Raw genomic sequence first — 18,751 nt, forward strand, 5'->3', positions numbered from 1 at the left:
ATACATGAAAAGTGTGATTTTGCTAGCAAAGTTTTTAATAATCTGTTAAAATAATCTTGTTAGTTAATAAGCATAACAAATGGATATCCAAAATTAGGAGGAAGTTAATTATGGCATTAGTATCTGCAACAGAAATGTTAAAAAAAGCTAGAGAAGGTAAATATGCAGTTGGAGCTTTCAACACAAACAACTTGGAATGGACAAAAGCAATTTTACAAGGTGCTCAAGAAGCGAAGGCACCAGTTATGATCCAAACATCTATGGGAGCAGCTAAATACATGGGTGGCTACCAAGTATGTTACGACATCGTAAAAGATTTAATCGACTCTATGGGAATCACAGTTCCAGTTGCTTTACACTTAGACCATGGTGAATATGAAGATGCATTAAAATGTATCGAAGTTGGTTATACTTCAGTAATGTTCGATGGTTCATACTTACCATTTGATGAAAACTTAGAAAAAGCAAAAGAAGTTGTAGCTAAAGCTCATGCTAAAGGCGTTTCAGTAGAATGTGAAGTAGGTAGCATTGGTGGAGAAGAAGACGGAATTATTGGTTCTGGTGAATTAGCAGATCCTGCAGAATGTAAAGCAATGTCAGATACTGGAATTGACTTCTTAGCTGCTGGTATTGGTAATATTCATGGTTCATATCCAGAAAACTGGACTGGCTTAAGTTTTGAAACACTTCAAGCAATTGCTGATGTAACTGATGGTAAACCATTAGTGTTACATGGTGGATCAGGTATTCCTTTAGATCAAATCCAAAAAGCAATCGCTCATGGCGTATCAAAAATTAATGTAAATACAGAGTGTCAAGAAGTATTTGCTGTAGCAACTCGTAAATATATTGAAGAAGGTAAAGACTTAGAAGGAAAAGGATTTGACCCTCGTAAATTATTAGCACCTGGTACTCAAGCCGTTGTTAACTTAGTTAAAGAACGTAGTGAGTGGTTTGGTTCTACAAACAAAGCATAATTAAACTCCTTACAATTTTAAAAATGATTTGAAAATTTCAGTAAATTTTCAAATCATTTTTTTTGCTTTCCTTAAGAAAGTAGAAACAGTTGATTTCTCTTTTTTTATAGCAGATATTATGATAAACTGATTGAGGATATTAAAATAAATGTAATCTAGCTGCTTGAGTTTTTAAGCGGCTTTTTCAACTGTAAAGTGAGGAAATTAAATTAATATGAAACGTATGATAATAAATGGTGGAAAAAAGTTAAAAGGTGAAGTAACAATAAGTGGTGCGAAAAACAGTGCTGTTGCTTTGATTCCAGCAGCTATCTTGGCTGATTCGCCAGTAACTTTGGAAGGCGTTCCTGATATTCAGGATGTGCACTCTCTGATGGAAATTCTTGAAATGATGGGAGTAAAAGTTACTTTTAAGGATAATACAATGGTTATCGACCCAACAGATATGGTATCTATTCCAATGCCAAGTGGTAAGATTAATAGCTTGCGGGCTTCGTATTATTTTATGGGAGCGTTGCTATCGAAATTTGGTGAAGGTGTTGTTGGTTTACCAGGTGGTTGTTATCTAGGTCCACGTCCGATTGATTTACATATTAAAGGTTTTGAATCTTTGGGTGCAACTGTGACAACTGAGCATGGCGCAACTTACTTGAAAACAAAAGAAGAAGGACTAAAAGGAACCCGTATTTTTATGGATATGGTTTCAATCGGAGCGACAATTAATGTGATGTTAGCATCTGTTAAAGCAGAGGGACGTACCGTGATTGAAAATGCGGCTCGAGAGCCTGAGATTATTGATGTGGCGACTTTACTTAATAATATGGGAGCTCAAATTAGAGGAGCGGGAACGAACGAAATTAGAATTGACGGTGTCCAAGAATTACACGGCTGTCGTCATGCAATGATACCCGATCGTATCGAAGCAGGAACATATCTTTCGTTAGCGGCTGCTTATGGTGATGGAATTAAAGTTAACAATGTTATTTACGAACATCTTGAAAGCTTCTTATCTAAATTAGAAGAAATGGGTGTGAAAATGGTGATTGAGGAAGACAATATTACAATTTTGCCTTCTCATCCATTAAAACCAATAAAAGTAACGACAGTACCTTATCCTGGTTTTGCCACCGATCTTCAACAACCAATTACGCCTTTACTTTTGACAGCAACTGGGAAGAGTCTTGTGATGGATACTATTTATGAAAAAAGAATCAATCATATTGCTGAATTAGCGCGAATGGGTGCCGATGCGACTGTTGAAGGGAATATGATTATTTTAAATGGAACAAAAGATTTACAGTTAGAAGGAGCAGAAGTAACGGCTAGTGACTTACGTGCGGGTGCTTGCTTAGTGATTGCAGGTATTATGGCGAAAGGAACAACTAAGATTTCAAATGTTGGTAATATATTAAGAGGGTACGATCATATCATTGAAAAACTGACAGCATTAGGAGCAGATGTTTCAATGGAAGAAACCTCAAGTGAAGAGGGATAGCAATGGGCGATTACTTAACGATGGCTGAATTGGAAAGCAAAACATTAAAAGATATTTATGCATATGCTAAGTCTTTTAAAATTCCATATTATAGCCAAATGAATAAAAAAGAACTGTCATTGGCCGTTATTCGTGCGCAGGCTGAAAAACAAGGCTTTTTCATGATGGAAGGCGTTCTAGACATTGTTTCTCAAGATGGGTATGGTTTTTTAAGACCGATTAACTATATGCCAAGTAAGGAAGATATCTATATATCTTCTTCTCAAATTCGTCGTTTTGGCTTGAGAAATGGGGATAAAGTATCTGGTAAAGCGAGACCACCAAAAGAATCAGAACGTTATTATGGTTTAATGCATGTTGAATCAGTCAACGGAAAAAATCCGGAAGAAGCTAAAGAACGTCCGCATTTTCCAGCGTTAACAGCTTTATATCCTGAAAAAACAATTCTTTTAGAAACGACAAAAAATAGAATGTCCACTCGAATGATTGATCTAGTTGCGCCAGTTGGTTTTGGACAACGTGGCTTGATAGTTGCACCTCCCAAAGCGGGTAAAACGAGTGTCATTAAAGAGATTGCCAATGGAATTAGTGAGAACTATCCTGAGGTTGAGCTCATTATTTTATTGATTGATGAGCGCCCAGAGGAAGTAACGGATATTGAACGTAGTGTGAAAGGTGAGGTTGTCTCTTCTACTTTTGACCAGATGCCTGACAATCATACGCGTGTTTCTGAGCTCGTTTTAGAACGTGCGCTACGTTTGGTTGAAGATAAACGTGATGTTGTCATTTTGATGGACAGTATTACTCGTTTAGCTCGTGCTTATAACCTAGTAATCCCGCCAAGTGGTCGAACTCTAAGTGGAGGAATTGACCCTGCGGCCTTCTATAAACCGAAACGTTTCTTTGGAGCGGCTCGTAATATTGAAGAAGGTGGTAGCCTAACGATTCTTGCGACAGCTTTGATTGATACAGGGAGTCGTATGGATGACGTTATCTATGAAGAATTCAAAGGAACGGGTAACATGGAACTTCATCTATCACGTGAGCTATCAGAACGCCGTGTGTTCCCAGCAATTGATATCAAACGTTCAGGTACACGTCGTGAAGATTTGTTAATGCCACAAGAGCAATTAGAAGAAATCTGGAAAATTAGAAAAAATATGCGTGGTGATTCAATTGAAGTGACTAATCAGTTGTTAAACTTCTTAAGAAAAACGAACTCGAACAAAGATTTTTTCAAAGCATTTAAAGATGTCTCTTTTTCTAAAAAATAAATTGCTAACTTCAGTAATTCGTGCTAAAATATGAATTGGTTTAAATTAAACTCTGTTTCAGCAAATGATTCAGGGCAAAGGAGAGAAAATAATGAAACAAGGAATTCATCCAGAGTACCATCCAGTAGTGTTTATGGACTCAACAACAGGTTTTAAATTTTTATCAGGTTCAACTAAACATTCTGAAGATACAGTAGAATGGGAAGACGGAAAAACATATCCATTAATTCGTGTGGAAATCACTTCTGACTCACATCCATTTTATACTGGACGTCAAAAATTCACTCAAGCAGATGGCCGTGTCGACCGTTTCAACAAAAAATACGGTATCAAAGATACAAACGCTGCAGAATAATGACAGTTTCTGGCTTCTCTTTTTACAGAGGAGCCTTTTTTGTTTATAATTTATGTAACTAAAAAAAGTTGAGGTGACTAATCATGAATGAAAAACAGACAAAAATTATTAAAGCATTGCATGTTAAACCGCAAGTTAATCCTGAAGAGGAAGTTGTAAGACGAGTGTCCTTTTTGAAAAACTATTTAAAAAAACATCCTTTTATTAAGAGTTTAGTTTTAGGGATTAGTGGTGGGCAAGATTCGACTTTAGCTGGTAAAATAGCGCAACTTGCTATTACCGAACTTCGTGAAGAAACTGGAGATACTAGTTATCAATTTATAGCGGTACGCTTGCCTTACGGTATTCAAAACGATGAAGTGGATGCGTTAAAAGCGATTGAATTTATTCAACCAGATGTGTCGCTTGTTGTAAATATAAAAACAATGGTCGATGCCTTACAGTCAGAATTGTTAGAGCAATCTAATATTATTGTGCACGATTACAATAAGGGTAACGTTAAAGCTCGAGCGCGAATGATTGCTCAATATGCAGTGGCAGGTGAGCGATTAGGGATTGTGCTAGGAACGGACCATGCAGCAGAAAATTTAACAGGTTTTTATACCAAGTTTGGTGATGGAGCGGCTGATTTATTACCTTTATTCGGTTTAAATAAACGTCAAGGACGTCAAGTTTTGGCGTATTTAGGCGCTGATTCCTCTTTGTATTTAAAAGTACCAACCGCTGATTTAGAAGAAGATCGGCCAATGATAGCTGATGAAACAGCTTTAGGTGTAAAGTATGAAGCAATCGATGATTATTTAGAAGGTAGAGAAGTTAGTGAAGAAGACCGCCAAACAATCGAAGGTTGGTATGATATTACAGAGCACAAACGTCAGTTGCCGATTTCGATGTATACAAAATTTTGGAAACAGGGCAAAGGTAACTAATTTATTATGAGAGTCGATCGTTTTAAAAAAAATAAAAAGAATTATCATACTTTAATTTGGAGCTTGTTAACGTTAGTTACTGTGTTAGTTAGCCATCTTCATCTCCAATTGAGTCAAAATAACTATTCCTTTGAATTAGTTTTTAAATTTGCGACTAGTTGGCATACAGAAAAATTTTTACTAGGAACGTGCGTTTTACTTTTGATTGACATTATTTTTATTACTGTTTCGGGTTCTTATTTTTGGGGTAATTTATTGTATTTAATTAGTACGACTATTTTAGCGATTGTTAATTATTATAAAATGAGCTTAAGAATCGAACCTGTTTATCCAGAAGATTTTAAAATGTTAACTGAATTTAAAATGTTTAAAGATATTATGGGCTTAGCTTATATGGTTATTTTTCTCTTGGTCGTCGTATTTGTTATCTCGTTGCTGGTTTATTCAATCTATCAATCGAGAAAGTTAAGTCGGAATAAACAAATAGCGCGCATTAGCATGTTCGTTTTATCTGGCATCGCATTATTTTACATTGGACATTTTAATCAACCGGGTAATCTTTTAAAAAAAGCTTATACACGCACTGCAAAGTGGATTCCGTATAGCCAAAAAATGAATTACTATAATGTTGGTTTTGTCGGCGGTTTTCTTTATAATCTGCCGGTCGACCCGATGGATGAACCTAAAGATTACTCTAAAGAAGAAATTGAAAAAATTGTTAAAAAATACAACAAAGTAGCGAGTGAAAAAAACAAAAGTAAAAAACTGACAGAACAACCGAATGTGATTTACGTAATGTCTGAAAGCTTTTCTAATTCGAATCAATTAAAAGGAGTTGAAGTCAAGCCGGACCCATTAAAAGATTATTGGGATGTTGCGAACAAAAGTCAGATAAAAGGACAAATGCTTTCGCAAGGGTACGGTGGTGGCACAGCTAACATTGAATTCGAAGCTTTAACAGGCTTTTCGATGGAGCGTTTTAATCCACAACTTTCAACGCCTTATACAATGTTGTTGCCTAAAAAGAAAAAATTTCCTTCGCTTGTGTCACAATTAGCTGAACAAGGTTATTATTCAACCGCGATACATCCATATAACACTTCGATGTACAAACGTAATCAAGTTTATGACGTTTTAGGCTTTGATAAATTTCTATCAGAAGATACGATGAAATACCAAGATGCCCTGTCAGATGGTGGTTTTATCTCAGATGAATCGGCATTCAATGAAGTCCTTGATATTTTAGATAATCCTAAGAAGCCTCAATTTGTTCATTTGGTGACGATGCAAACGCATATGCCTTATAATCTTAAGTACGCAGAAACAGACTATGCTGTTAATTTAAATGAAAATGAAGCTAGCCTTGTTAATTATGCGCAAGATTTGGCTTACACTTCAGATGCTCTGAAACAGTTCACCAACGAGTTAGGGAAGTTGGAGCGACCTAGCATTTTAGTGTTTTGGGGCGATCATTTGCCATCAATTTATCCAGATAGTATTCTTAAACAAAATTCTCAACAGACAATGCATTTAACAGAATACTTTGTTTTAGCAACAACAGGTCTTCAAAAACAACAGGTTCCAATAGTGAGTCCAGTTTATTTTCCAGCCTTGGTTAGTGAACAAGAGGGAGTTAAAACAACAGGATTTAATGAGTTATTACAAACTTTGCGACCGATTTTACCAGCATTTGAAAAAGAAAGTTATTATATCAATAAGAATTGGTCTTCAAAAATGAAGTTATCTTCTCATGATGAAGAAATCTTTCGTGAATATGCTTTGATTCAATATGATATGGTTTCTGGTGAAAAATATAGCCAAGCTTTATTTGAGTGAGAAGAGGAAGAACAATGAGCTTTAAAAACCAAGAAAATAAAAATTATTATAACCCCGTTCGTCGTGCCATTTTAAATTATGAGATGATTTTACCTCATGATAAGGTGGCTGTTGGGATGAGTGGTGGCAAAGATAGTATTAGTTTGTTTACATTTCTCGATACTTTGTCGAAGCAAGAACGTTTAGGTTATCCATTTGAAATCGTACCGATTACTTTAGATATGGGATTTGGAATGGATTTAACGCCAATGAAAGAGTTTGTCGAGCAACGAGGTTATGAATTAGAAATTGTACCCACCAAGATAGCTAAGGTCGTTTTTGATATAAAAAAAGAAAAAAATCCTTGCTCTCTTTGTGCTAAACTACGTCGAGGAATACTATATAAACGTGGTAAAGAGTTGGGGTGTTCTAAGGTAGCGTTAGGCCATCATTTAGATGACGCTCTTGAAACCTATTTTATGAATTTTTTCTATCACGGTCTTTTAGAGAGTTTCGAACCTATCAGCTTTTTATCAGAGGCCGAGCTTCATATTATTCGTCCCATGCTTTATTTAGAGGAAAAAGAGATTATTCGTTGGGTGGATTACCACCAACTACCAGTCATTGCTAATCCGTGTCCCGTTGATAAAAAGACGAAACGCGAAGAAACCAAAAGATTTGTAGCACGTTTAACAGAGGATTATCCTTTAGTAAAAAAAAGGTTTGTTCAAGGTATGGAGCATGAGGTTGGTAATGAGTGGTCTATTCTGAGAAAGACTTAAGGTAAAGTATAATTTATTTGTAATGTGTGTTATACTACTTTTATCGAACATGTCGTAAGGGAGTAACTAGCAGTTTCAATACTGTGACAACATCAACAACTCTGATTTTTCTTATTATGGTGTTGTCTTAAATAGTGAGACTTATGCTTGCCTTGCGAAAAGGTAAGTATAAGTCTTTTTTCTTTTTGACTGGCGATAAAGAATTAAGGAGGAAGATAGATGGAACAACAGAAGAAAGAACAAGGACGTTTGTATTATCTTGATTCGGAAGATACAATTCTTGCGGAGTTAGAAACTACAGACAAAGGGTTATCTAGCGAAGAAGTCGGTCAAAGGTTAGAAAAATATGGTCACAATCAACTAGATGAGGGGCAGAAAAAAACATTACTTAGCAAATTTTTAGATCAATTTAAAGATGTCATGATTGTCATTCTGTTAATTGCTGCTATTATTTCATTTTTTATGGGTGATTCAATTGAGGCCATTATGATTGTGGTGGTTGTTTTTATTATGGCTGTTTTTGGGGTTGTGCAAGAAGCAAAAGCTGAAGAAGCCATTGAAGCATTGAAAGATATGTCAACGCCAAATGCACATGTTCGTCGTGATGGAATGACGGAGACTGTAAAAAGTACTGATTTAGTGCCAGGCGATATTGTGCTACTTGAAGCTGGAGACGTAGTACCAGCTGATTTACGTTTAATTGAGGTTGCCTCATTAAAAATCGAAGAAGCAGCATTGACAGGAGAATCTGTTCCTGTTGAGAAAGAATTAACCACTCTAACTGAAACAGATACTGGTATTGGCGATCGAATCAATATGTGTTTTATGAACAGTAATGTCACATATGGTCGTGGTGCGGGTGTTGTTGTTGGCACAGGGATGTCAACGGAAGTCGGGAAAATAGCAAATATGTTAGCTCAAGCCGATGAAACAAATACGCCGTTAAAAGAAAATTTAAATAAGTTAGGTAAAATTTTATCTTTAGCAATTATTGTAATTTGTGTCATTATGTTTGCTGTTGGTATGTTGCGTGGAGGACATACGTGGATTGAAATGTTATTAACCTCTGTTTCATTAGCAGTTGCGGCTATTCCAGAAGGGTTGCCAGCGATTGTGACGATTATTTTAGCACTTGGTACACAGAAAATGGCGAAAAGAAATGCGTTAGTTAGAAAACTACCAGCAGTTGAAACGTTGGGAAGTACTGATATTATTTGTTCTGATAAAACAGGGACATTAACATTAAATAAAATGACTGTCGAAGCGATTTATACGAAAAATGAGTTGTTTGAAGAATTTCAAAATTTACCATTGAGTGATCGTACGTTGAAAATTATGAACTACTGTAATGATAGTAAGTTTGCTAACGATGGAACATTAATTGGTGATCCGACAGAAACAGCACTGGTTAAATTTGGTTTAGATGTTGGCTTTGATTTGAAAGAAAGCCTAACTTTAGAGCCTCGTGTTGGTGAATTACCTTTTGATTCAGATCGTAAGTTAATGACGACGGTTCATGAATTAGCAGATGGACAATATCTTGTTGCTGTAAAAGGGGCACCAGATGTTTTATTGAAACGTTGTGCTCAATTTGAGATGCCCGAGGGTGTCGTAACAATGACAGATGAAGAGTTGCAATTGATTTTAGCAATGAATACACAATTAGCTAAGCAAGCGTTACGTGTTTTAGCGATGGCTTACAAGATTGTTCCTGAATTACCAAACGAATTAACGCCAGATGTTTTAGAAAATGATTTAGTTTTTGCTGGTTTAGTAGGAATGATTGATCCAGAGCGTGCGGAAGCGAAAGAGGCTGTTCGAGTAGCGAAAGAAGCTGGTATTCGCCCGGTTATGATTACTGGTGATCATCGTGATACGGCTGAAGCAATTGCCATTCGTTTAGGGATTATTACAGAGAATGAGCATGCTGCAGTAATTACTGGTAGTGAGCTGAATGAAATGTCGGATGAACAGTTATCTGCGAATATTGAAAACTATTCTGTTTATGCTCGTGTTTCACCTGAACACAAGGTAAGAATTGTCAAAGCTTGGCAAAAAGATAATAAGGTAGTCGCAATGACGGGTGATGGTGTTAATGATGCTCCTGCACTAAAACAAGCGGATATTGGAATTGGTATGGGGATTACCGGGACAGAAGTATCTAAAGGTGCGAGTGATATGGTACTTGCCGATGATAATTTTTCAACGATTATTGTTGCTGTTGAAGAAGGCCGTAAAGTATTTTCTAACATTCAAAAAACAGTTCAATATTTATTAGCTGCTAACTTAGGTGAAGTTTTAACTTTATTTATTGCAACACTAATGGGTTGGGATACGTTACTACCCGTTCATTTGTTATGGATTAACGTCGTGACCGATACATTCCCAGCGATTGCGCTAGGTTTAGAACTTGCCGAGAAAAATGTAATGAAGCAAAAACCTAGAGGACGTGATTCAGATTTATTCTCTGGAGGGGTTTTTAGTAGTATCATTTATCAAGGTGTTTTAGAAGCAGCGATCACATTAGGTGTTTATTATTTGGCTATTGTTAACCCTGTTCATGTAGGAGATAACCTAGCGATTCACGCAGATGCACTAACGATGTCTTATGCGACGTTGGGATTGATTCAATTATTCCACGCTTTTAATGTAAAATCAGTTCACGACTCACTCTTTACTGTAGGTGCTTTTAGAAATAAAATTTTTAATTATGCTATTCTATTATCCTTTACGTTACTAGCAATAACAATTGTGATACCAGGATTTAATGACGTCTTTCGTGTGGCGCATTTAGATATGCACCAATGGGCAATTGTTTTGGGGGCGTCATTCTCAATCATTCCAATTGTTGAAGTGGTTAAATTTTTCCAAAGAAAAGCAATAAAAAATCAATAAAAAAGAGCCGTCTCCCTTAAGTTTTGGGAGGCGGCTTTTTTTATTGATAAGGTAATAATTCGATTGTCTTTGTTGCGACTTGTTCAATGAAAGTTTGGTCATGTTCAATAAATAAAAGAGTAGGAGCATCGTTTAAAATAGTAGTCATGATTTGCTCGTGGTTATAAAGGTCAAGATAGTTTAAAGGCTCATCCCAAATATAAAAATGACTGGGAGTAATTAGCGATTTAACAAGTTCGACTTTCTTTTGTTGTCCCATGCTCATATTTTCAATTGGTTGCTCAAAAACATGTCGTTCAATTCCGAGTTTTCTCAAATTGTTTAAACAATCTTCTAAACTTAATTGATGAGTTTCACAAAAGTCTTGGAGGCTCCCGTGGTTTAATGTTTCAAACTTTTGTTGTAGAAAGCTCCACTTTTTTTGAGAATAAACTATAATTTCACCAGAGATAGTCCCCTCAAAACTTCCTTTAATCGCATCGATTAAGGATGATTTTCCAATCCCATTTTCACCAGTAATGGCGACTCGATCTCCGCGATTCAACTGGAATGAAATTGGCTTAAATAAAGGAACTCCATCATAAGATAGTGTGACATTTTCAAGAGTTAAGACAATTGGATGATTATCAGTTATGACATTCATAGTTAAAGGGCTGATTGTTTCTTGATTTTTTAATAATTTTTCTTTGTCACTAATTTGTTGATTCATTCGTTCGTTTAATTGTTTTGATTTTTTCATGACACGTGCTGCTCTAGCACCAATAAATCCGGTATCGCCAACCGCACCACTATTTTTTACTTTTGAGTCTCCGTACTTGTCTTTCTCACGATTTCCAGCCCATTCAGCTTTTTTACGCGCGGTTTGCTTTAAACGATCAATTTCTTTTTTTAGTTTTTCGTTTTCTTGTTCTTCTGTAAGATCTTCAATTTCCTTTTGTTCTAGAAAAGTAGCATAATTTCCTTGGTAAAGTACTATTTTCGCTTTATCAAGGGCAAGAATATGATCGACTGTTTGGTCAATAAAATGTTGATCATGACTAATGACGATAAATCCTTGTTTTTTATTTTGTAAATAAGAAGCCACTTGTTGGCGTCCTTTATGATCTAGATGGTTTGTGGGTTCATCGATGAGAGGAAAACAGTCAGGATTGGCAAATTGCAAAGCTAATAAAACTTTGGTTTGTTCACCGCCTGAAAGCGAACTAAAAGGACGCCATAGACAGTCCAAAGAAGTTCCAAGTAAAGTTAATTCTCTTTCAACTTGCCATTGATCGACTGTTGTTAATTCATCGATTAAGAGATAGGTTAAACTATCTATATTTTCAACATGCTGTGGAAAATAAGAAAAGGGAAGTTGTGTTTCTATAGTTCCACTAAACTCATGTTTTTTTTGTAGAAGGGATAGGAACGTTGTTTTTCCTCGTCCGTTACGACCCACTAAACCTAATTTCCAATTAGCATCTAGGTTTAAAGAAACATCTTGAAAAAGAGGTTCAGTTGAGCCGTCGTGTGTAAATGTTAAGTGATCAATTTTTATAATACTCATTTTTAAGTTCACCTTTCTTTGTTTAAAACAACTCAAAAAGACCGATTCTGTTTTAAGAATCGGTCTTGAAAATATATAATAAGAATCAATAAAAAGGCTATTTTGATTTTATTAATTTGACCAATTCTAAAAAATGCAGATTCGTACCTCTAATGGCTAGAGTTGTTAATATTGCATTTATTATTTGTTTGAATTGGTTTATAAAATCAATGGATGATCCCTCCGTTTTTTGTAATAAATACAGACTAACATGGATAATTTTAAAAGTCAAAAGGATTCCTTTGACTAAAATAACTAAGATAATTGAAAAGCAAGTCGAAATGTGATACAATTTAAAAGTATTAGATAACCGGAAAAGAGTGAGCGTTTGACGCTCACTCTTTTTGATGAATTTTGATAGATAATTAAAGGAGGCGAAAACGCTTGGCAAATGTTGTGGAGGTTGTAACAGGTTTAGTTCAACCCATTACGAATCACTATTCTTTTGAATTAGTAGATATCGAGTATGTCAAAGAGGGAAAAAATTGGTTTTTAAGAGTTTTTATTGATAAAGATGGAGGTATCGATATCAATGAGTGTGCTCTTATTAGTGAAAAAGTGGGTGAAAAGTTAGACACCATCAATCCTGACCCGATTCCTCATGCGTATTTTTTAGAAGTTTCATCTCCTGGGGCAGAACGACCTTTAAAAAAAGAAAGCGATTATGAAAATGCGTTAAATGAATATATTAATGTTTCGCTTTATCAATCAGTTGAAGGTGAAAAACAGTATCAAGGTTACTTAAAAGCATTAGATGCGGATCATTTAACATTGACTGTGACGATTAAAACACAACAAAAAGAGATTATTTTTGATCGAAAAAACATTGCAAAAGCTCGCTTAGCAATTAAATTTTAAACTGGAGGTAAAGTTAGAAGATGAACAAAGATATGTTGGGCGCACTAGATGCTCTAGAAAAAGAAAAAGGAATTTCGAAAGAGATTGTCATAGAAGCTCTTGATGCAGCCTTAGTTTCTGCTTATAAGAAGCATTATGGACAAGCACAAAATGTTGAAATTAAATTTGATGAAAAAAAGGGGGATGTTCATATCTATTCAGTTAAAGAAGTAACTGAAGAGGTGATGGACTCTCAACTTGAAGTGAGTTTAAAAGAAGCTCTAACCATCAATCCGGCTTATGAAATAGGTGATATGATTCACTTTGAAGTAACACCTAAAGATTTTGGTCGAATTGCTGCACAAACAGCAAAACAAGTCATTCTACAACGTGTCCGTGAAGCAGAACGTTCTATTATTTATAATGAGTTTAGTGCTTATGAAAATGATATCATGCAAGGCATTGTTGAAAGACAAGATAAACGATATATTTATGTTAATTTAGGTAAACTTGAGGCGGTATTATCGAAACAAGATCAAATTCCAAATGAAATTTACCAACCTCATGATCGAATAAAAGTTTATATCTACAAAGTTGAAAATACTTCAAAAGGACCTCAAGTTTATGTTAGTCGAAGTCACCCAGACTTGCTTAAACGCTTGTTTGAACAAGAAATACCAGAAGTATATAATGGTGAAGTAGAAATCGTAAGTATCGCTCGTGAAGCTGGTGATCGTTCAAAAGTTGCGGTGAAATCAGAAAACCCTGATATCGATCCAGTTGGAACGTGTGTGGGACCTAAAGGACAACGAGTTCAAGCGATTGTTAATGAACTTAAGGGTGAAAATATGGACATTGTCGAATGGAATGCTGATCCGGCAGTCTTTATTGCTAATGCTTTGAATCCTGCTCAAGTAGTTGAGGTTATGTTTGATGAGATTCAACGCTCTTGTACCGTTATTGTACCGGACTTCCAATTATCTCTAGCAATTGGTAAAAGAGGGCAAAATGCCCGTTTAGCGGCACGGTTAACAAACTATAAAATTGATATTAAACCTGAATCAGAGTTTGAAGAAATATTAGCTGAACAAAAAGCAATTAAAGAAGAACAAGCGCTTAAAATGGCCGAAAAAATAGCGGAAAAAGCAGTAGAAGCTGAAGAATTAGCCAATGAGATTGCTGATATTGAATTAGCTAATATTTTTGAAACTGTTGAAGAGGCTGTTGAAGAATTGGATGAAGCCGTGGAGACAGTCGAAGAACTAGCTGAAAGTGCAGTCGAAGAAGTATTAGAAGAAGCAACAGTTGAAGAAGAAGCGGTTGAAAAAGACGACTAAGTAAACTATGGGGGCGAGATAGATGAAAAAAAGAAAAATCCCAATGCGTAAATGTGTCGTTTCTAATGAAATGAAACCTAAAAAAGAAATGATACGCATCGTTCGTTCTAAAGAAGGCGAGGTTTCTATTGATCCGAGTGGTAAAATGCCAGGTAGGGGAGCGTATCTATCTATGGAACCAGATGTTGTGCAGTCTAGTTGGGATAAGCAGATCCTAGATCGTTTATTAAATGTAAAATTATCAGATGAGTTTTATGAAGAATTACTAGGCTATGTAAAACATCAAAAAGCCAGAAGAGAGCTATTTGCGAATGAATAATCAACAAAAAGTTTTAAATCTGCTTGGATTAGCTATGAGAGCAGGAAAACTAGTTTCTGGAGAAGAAACAACCCTGCAAGCTGTTCGTGCAGGAGAACTTAATTTGGTCATTATAGGTAATGATCTGAGTCAAAATACTACAAAAAAAATGAATGATAAATGTCATTCATATGATACGCCACTCTTATCCTTTTGTACGCAGGCTGAGTTAGGTCATGCGATAGGAAAAAAACGAGGTATCGTTGGAATAAAAGATAGAGGATTTTCTCGAAAGATGAGTGAACTAATGAAAGAATAAATAAAAAGAATAGGATGGTGATTGCATGAGTAAAAAACGCGTGTACGAATTAGCGAAAGAATTAGATGTTACTAGTAAAGATTTAGTTGAAAAAGCTCATACCATAGGAATTGATGTCAAAAACCATATGAGTACTGTTTCACCTAATGATGAAGTGAAAATTCGTAAACAATTAGTAGATAAGGCGTCACCTGAAAAAAAAATCATGCCAAAAAAAGACAACAAGCCTACTACTAAGCAAGGTCATTCTAGCCAAAAATCAGAAAATACAAAACAAAGTAAGGATGTTCATGTGAATAAACAGAATCCAAATAATCGCACTCAATCAGATAATAAAAAAACGCAAGGTGCGAAAACAAACCAAACGCAAAAAAATAACCAAGGGACTAAAAACACACCACCAGTAAAAAGTACGCAAAAACCGACAACTCAGTCGAATACAAAACCGACTCAAGGGACAACAAATAGTGCTCAGGGTGCTAAAACGGGTCAACAATCAAATAATCAACCGGCTAAAGGCAGTAAAAATCGTCCACAAGGAAATCAACCTAACAATCGTTATAACAAACGAAATAATCGTAATCACCGAGGACGTAAGGGTAAATATAACCCATCAACAAAACCGGCAGTACCACCACGTAAATTTAAAGAATTGCCAGAAGTGTTAATCTATACTGAAGGTATGAATGTAGCAGATATTGCTAAGAAAATTTATCGTGAACCAGCAGAAATTATTAAAAAATTATTTATGTTAGGTGTTATGGTTAACCAAAATCAAGCGCTTGATAAAGATACAATTGAATTATTAGCGACTGATTATGGAATGGAAGCTCAAGAAAAAATTCAAGAAGATGTAGCTGATATTGATAAATTCTTTGAAGTTGAGGCCATCGATGAGGATAAATTAGTTTCTCGACCACCGGTTGTTACTATTATGGGGCACGTTGACCATGGTAAAACAACACTTTTAGATACATTACGTGATGCACGTGTGACATTGGGTGAAGCGGGTGGAATTACGCAACATATTGGAGCGTATCAAATTGAAGTCCAAGGAAAACCAATTACTTTCCTTGATACTCCAGGACATGCGGCATTTACAAGTATGCGTGCTCGTGGCGCAAGTATTACAGATATTACTATTTTAGTCGTTGCAGCTGATGATGGTGTAATGCCTCAAACGGTTGAAGCGATCAATCATGCTAAAGCAGCAGGAGTTCCAATTATTGTTGCAGTCAATAAAATTGATAAACCAGCAGCGAATGCTGATCGTGTCATGCAAGAATTAAGTGAACATGGCTTGATCCCAGAAGCTTGGGGTGGCGATACTATTTTTGTACCTATCTCTGCTAAATTTGGCGATAATATTGAAGAACTATTAGAGATGATTTTACTAGTTGCTGAAGTTGAAGACTATCAAGCGAATCCAGAACAGCGTGCAATTGGTAGTGTTATTGAAGCACGTCTTGATAAGAGTAAAGGACCGATTGTTACTTTATTAGTTCAACAAGGAACTTTAAAAATTGGTGATCCAATTGTTGTTGGTAATACGCACGGACGTGTTCGTGTGATGACAAACGATATTGGTCGCCGTGATAAAACAGCGGGGCCTGCAACACCAGTTGAAATCACTGGTTTAAATGATGTTCCTCAAGCGGGTGATCGTTTTGTAACCTTTGATGATGAAAAAACAGCTCGTGCAGCCGGAGAAGAACGTGCAAAACGTGCTTTAATGGAACATCGTACTGTGAATAGTCGTGTTACTTTGGATAACCTATTTGAAAGCTTGAAAGATGGTGAAATCAAAGAAGTTAACGTGATTATCAAAGCAGATGTTCAAGGAACTGCTGAAGCGTTAGCAGCAAGTTTAAATAAGATTGATGTTGAGGGTGTTCGAGTTAAAATCGTCCATTCAGCTGTAGGAGCAATTAACGAGAGTGATATTACATTAGCTTCAGCAAGTAATGCAATTATTGTTGGATTTAACGTTCGACCAACTCCACAAGCTCGTGTCCAAGCCGATCAAGAAAAAGTAGATATTCGTTTACATCGTATTATTTATAAAGTAATTGAAGAGATTGAAACAGCAATGAAAGGGATGTTAGATCCTGAATTTGTTGAAAAAATCACAGGTCAAATGCAAGTTCGTGAAACTTATAAGGTTTCTAAAGTTGGAACGATTGCTGGTTGTTATGTAACGGAAGGTTATATTCGTCGAGATAGCGGTATTCGTTTAATTCGTGATGGTATCGTGATTTTCGAAGGCGATTTAGCTAGTTTGAAACGCTTTAAAGATGATGCTAAAGAAGTGAAACTAGGTTTTGAATGTGGTGTAACAATTGAGAACTTCAATGATGTAAAAGTGGATGATGTTATCGAAGGATTCATCATGGAAGAAATTAAACCAAAATAAATTTTTAGGAGGGCAAATCAATGGCTAACTATCGTAATCGTCGTGTCGCACAAGAAATCATGCGTGAAGTGAACGATATTTTACAAAAGAAAGTTCGCGATCCTCGAATAGAAAATGTAACTATTACTGAAGTAAGTGTTACAGGTGATTTGCAGCAAGCAACAATTTATTATAGTTCGTTAGCTGAAAAAGCTTCTGAAAAGGAGAAAGTTCAAAAAGGGCTTGAAAAAGCAACGGGGTTGATTCGTCGAGAATTAGGCCAACGTTTACAAATTTATAAAACTCCTGAGATTGCCTTTGAGGTAGATCAATCGGTTGCTTATGGTAATCACATTGATGAATTAATTAATAAATTGAATAAACAAGATTAAAAGTAACCTAGACTTTTTGAAAGTCTAGGTTTTTTTTATGCTCTGGGTTATGCTAGAATGAAAGTAGGTAACTAGGAAGGATTTGATAAAATGGTTAAAACAATAGGTGTGGTTGGGACTGGCTCGATTGCCCATGAATTTTTAAAAATGATTGATCGTACTCAATACGATGTAAAAGCAGTTTTTAATCCGAATCCCGTTTCACTTTCTCGTTTTGCAGAAGAGTATGCAATTGATAAAAAATTTAGTCGTTATAATGACTTTCTCTTAGAGGATTTAGATATGATTTACATTGGTTCACCTAATCAAACTCATTATACTTATATCAAAGAGGCACTTTTGGCGAATAAGCATGTATTATGTGAGAAAGTCATGGTCTTGCAAGGGAGTGAAGCTCGCGAATTATTTAGTTTAGCGAAAGATAGGGATTTAGTATTACTTGAAGCGATGAGTCTTTTTTATATGCCTTTATATCGAGAAGTTGAAAAATTAATTCATTCTAAAAAGCTTGGTAAAATGAGTGGACTTAATATAACGTTTGGTAGTTGCAAAGAATATGATCCAGAAAATCGTTTTTTCTCACTAGCAAAAGGAGGCGGAGCTTTATTTGATATTGGGACCTATGCATTATCTGCAGCAGTTTTTATATTAGGACAGCAAACCGAACTACTAGCAACAAAAGTAATTATGGCTGATACTGGCGTGGATGAAAAATCATTAACTTTATTAACGAATGAAGAGCAAGTATTAGCAAGTGTTTCTTTTTCTTTCAGAGGAAGAATGCCTAAGCAAATCATTCTATCTGGAGATGAAGGCTATTTAACGATTGAAGAGTTTCCACGTGCTGAGGAAGGCACCGTGATTTATAATACAGGTGAAAAAGAAAAGTTGAACGTAGGATCACATCGTGAACTATTCAATTATGAATTAGAACGAATGAATGCCTATATTTCAGGTGAAATTGAAGGGCAAGATGTGAGAGAAACGACATTAAAAGTAATTGAAATTATGGATGAAATGCGTGAGCAATGGGGTTGGAACTTAGAGTAGTTTAGAACTGTTGTATTAA

General features: G+C 35.8%; 16 protein-coding genes. 15 read left to right on the top strand and 1 reads right to left on the bottom strand.

Annotated elements, in window-relative coordinates; all coding sequences use genetic code 11:
* Nucleotides 1–110: 110 nt before the first annotated feature.
* The 8 genes from ACTJFD_RS06115 to ACTJFD_RS06150 all read left to right on the top strand — a co-directional run bounded on the left by ACTJFD_RS06115 (nt 111) and on the right by ACTJFD_RS06150 (nt 10,522).
* A complete protein-coding gene (locus tag ACTJFD_RS06115) occupies nt 111–977 on the top strand; it encodes a class II fructose-bisphosphate aldolase (RefSeq protein WP_442260395.1) in 867 nt (288 codons plus the stop codon).
* Between the two features lie 214 nt (nt 978–1,191).
* Nucleotides 1,192–2,472 (top strand): UDP-N-acetylglucosamine 1-carboxyvinyltransferase, encoded by a 1,281-nt coding sequence (locus ACTJFD_RS06120; RefSeq protein WP_442260396.1) that lies wholly within the window; start codon nt 1,192–1,194, stop codon nt 2,470–2,472.
* Nucleotides 2,473–2,474: 2 nt separating this feature from the next.
* Nucleotides 2,475–3,746: a transcription termination factor Rho gene (rho, locus tag ACTJFD_RS06125; protein ID WP_442260398.1), complete on the top strand. Its 1,272-nt coding sequence runs from the start codon at nt 2,475–2,477 to the stop codon at nt 3,744–3,746.
* A 91-nt stretch (nt 3,747–3,837) separates the two neighbouring features.
* The gene (locus ACTJFD_RS06130) at nt 3,838–4,101 is read left to right on the top strand and encodes a type B 50S ribosomal protein L31 (RefSeq protein WP_442260400.1); all 264 of its coding nucleotides are present in this window, start codon (nt 3,838–3,840) and stop codon (nt 4,099–4,101) included.
* An 83-nt stretch (nt 4,102–4,184) separates the two neighbouring features.
* A complete protein-coding gene (gene nadE / locus ACTJFD_RS06135; protein ID WP_442260402.1) occupies nt 4,185–5,030 on the top strand; it encodes an ammonia-dependent NAD(+) synthetase in 846 nt (281 codons plus the stop codon).
* Between the two features lie 6 nt (nt 5,031–5,036).
* Nucleotides 5,037–6,866 carry an LTA synthase family protein gene (locus tag ACTJFD_RS06140; protein ID WP_442260403.1) on the top strand — a complete coding sequence of 610 codons (1,830 nt, stop codon included), beginning with the start codon at nt 5,037–5,039 and terminating at the stop codon, nt 6,864–6,866.
* Between the two features lie 14 nt (nt 6,867–6,880).
* Complete coding sequence (locus tag ACTJFD_RS06145) at nt 6,881–7,627, top strand: tRNA 2-thiocytidine biosynthesis TtcA family protein (protein ID WP_442260405.1); 747 nt, start codon at nt 6,881–6,883, stop codon at nt 7,625–7,627.
* Between the two features lie 219 nt (nt 7,628–7,846).
* Nucleotides 7,847–10,522 carry a cation-translocating P-type ATPase gene (locus ACTJFD_RS06150; protein ID WP_442260406.1) on the top strand — a complete coding sequence of 892 codons (2,676 nt, stop codon included), beginning with the start codon at nt 7,847–7,849 and terminating at the stop codon, nt 10,520–10,522.
* Nucleotides 10,523–10,562: 40 nt separating this feature from the next.
* Here the strand turns inward: ACTJFD_RS06150 and abc-f are convergent, their stop codons facing one another.
* Entirely contained in the window at nt 10,563–12,068 is a 1,506-nt protein-coding gene (gene abc-f / locus ACTJFD_RS06155) for a ribosomal protection-like ABC-F family protein (RefSeq protein WP_442260408.1), read from the bottom strand.
* A gap of 423 nt (nt 12,069–12,491) precedes the next feature.
* On the opposite strand from abc-f, the gene rimP reads away from it, so the two are divergent.
* The 7 genes from rimP to ACTJFD_RS06190 all read left to right on the top strand — a co-directional run bounded on the left by rimP (nt 12,492) and on the right by ACTJFD_RS06190 (nt 18,732).
* A complete protein-coding gene (gene rimP / locus ACTJFD_RS06160) occupies nt 12,492–12,965 on the top strand; it encodes a ribosome maturation factor RimP (RefSeq protein WP_442260410.1) in 474 nt (157 codons plus the stop codon).
* 20 nt (nt 12,966–12,985) lie between these two features.
* Entirely contained in the window at nt 12,986–14,281 is a 1,296-nt protein-coding gene (nusA, locus tag ACTJFD_RS06165; RefSeq protein ID WP_442260411.1) for a transcription termination factor NusA, read from the top strand.
* Between the two features lie 22 nt (nt 14,282–14,303).
* Nucleotides 14,304–14,600, top strand: coding sequence for an RNase P modulator RnpM (rnpM, locus tag ACTJFD_RS06170; RefSeq protein ID WP_442260413.1), 297 nt, complete (start codon nt 14,304–14,306; stop codon nt 14,598–14,600).
* The gene (locus tag ACTJFD_RS06175) at nt 14,593–14,898 is read left to right on the top strand and encodes a L7Ae/L30e/S12e/Gadd45 family ribosomal protein (RefSeq protein ID WP_442260414.1); all 306 of its coding nucleotides are present in this window, start codon (nt 14,593–14,595) and stop codon (nt 14,896–14,898) included. Before rnpM ends, ACTJFD_RS06175 begins: the two co-directional genes overlap by 8 nt.
* A gap of 25 nt (nt 14,899–14,923) precedes the next feature.
* Entirely contained in the window at nt 14,924–17,311 is a 2,388-nt protein-coding gene (gene infB / locus ACTJFD_RS06180; RefSeq protein WP_442260416.1) for a translation initiation factor IF-2, read from the top strand.
* 20 nt (nt 17,312–17,331) lie between these two features.
* Nucleotides 17,332–17,682, top strand: coding sequence for a 30S ribosome-binding factor RbfA (gene rbfA, locus ACTJFD_RS06185; protein ID WP_442260417.1), 351 nt, complete (start codon nt 17,332–17,334; stop codon nt 17,680–17,682).
* 90 nt (nt 17,683–17,772) lie between these two features.
* A complete protein-coding gene (locus ACTJFD_RS06190) occupies nt 17,773–18,732 on the top strand; it encodes a Gfo/Idh/MocA family protein (RefSeq protein ID WP_442260419.1) in 960 nt (319 codons plus the stop codon).
* Nucleotides 18,733–18,751: the final 19 nt, after the last annotated feature.

The organism is Vagococcus sp. (assembly GCF_052102835.1).
Classification (GTDB): Bacteria; Bacillota; Bacilli; order Lactobacillales; family Vagococcaceae; genus Vagococcus.